The organism is Oleiphilus sp. HI0125 (genome assembly GCF_001635355.1).
The window spans coordinates 1-972 of record NZ_LWGF01000932.1; the positions used below are offsets into that span (position 1 = coordinate 1).

2 protein-coding genes are annotated in these 972 nt (G+C 46.2%); one reads left to right on the forward strand and one right to left on the reverse strand.

The window, feature by feature from the left end; translation table 11 throughout:
• Positions 1 to 368 (forward strand): penicillin acylase family protein (locus A3762_RS16090; RefSeq protein ID WP_231878834.1); only part of this gene is annotated, 368 nt, incomplete at its 5' end.
• A gap of 76 nt (positions 369 to 444) precedes the next feature.
• Here the strand turns inward: A3762_RS16090 and A3762_RS27700 are convergent.
• On the reverse strand, positions 445 to 972 hold a 528-nt coding region (locus tag A3762_RS27700; RefSeq protein ID WP_068756606.1), incomplete at its 5' end, for an SGNH/GDSL hydrolase family protein.

Consider the following 972-nt stretch of genomic DNA (forward strand, 5'->3'; position numbering starts at 1 on the left):
AAGCAGAATGTTTTAAACAGGCGTTTTTGAACGTGTGCACGCACTTTGAAGAACGAACGTGGGGTCAAACCAACACCTTCCAATTCACAAACATTTTGCTGCAAGGCAAGCTGCCTCTATTCTTTGGTCTAGACAGTAAAACTGTTTCAATGATCGGTGGACGAGCAACACCACATCAAGGCCAGCTTTATGAAGCTGCTGGCCGCAAAACGAGTTTCGCCGCATCAGTGCGCATCGCGGCAGACATGAGTGAACAAATACTTCATACCCGCACAGCAGGTGGCGTTTCTGATAATCCATTCTCTCCATGGTATATGTCAGAAATTCAGGGTTGGCTTGATGGCACCTTTAAAACACTAGAGCCATAAACAAAAAGCACGCCTAGGGCGTGCTTTTTATTTCGACATTAAACCGATCTAGCCGTAAGCCAGATTCAACTTCTTATCATAGAAGTGGGAACAATACTGGCTCAATTTGTCCTGCAAGGTTCACTGAACCTTCTGGTGTTGGGTGAATGTCATCACTCTCAACTTGGCTCGCTGGAACAGTGCCTCGTGGATCAACAAACTGGCAGCTCGCTACAGAATCACTCTGACAAGCGCTACGAAGCTTATTGTTACCAATGTTCAAAGCTTTCGTTAAGTTCGCATTGCCACGTGGAAGCTCGTAGTAACCCAACCAAACAACGTTAGCAACACCATCTGCATCCATCTGATTCAACAAGTTCACTGCGTTAATACGCTGATCTTCAATCAAGTTTCTGCATGAACGAGAAGGATTCCAACGATACCATTGCGTGCGGCATCCGTAAGGGTCAAAAAGTGTAGCAGGGATCAAGATGTCGTTACCGCCGCCATCCATAAGAATGGTATTGATATCACCATTGAAGCTGTTTGCAGCGGCATATTGCTCATACACAGATGGCGCCAAGCTACCACCTTGTAATTCAGCACCTGACTGCGTGTAGTCACG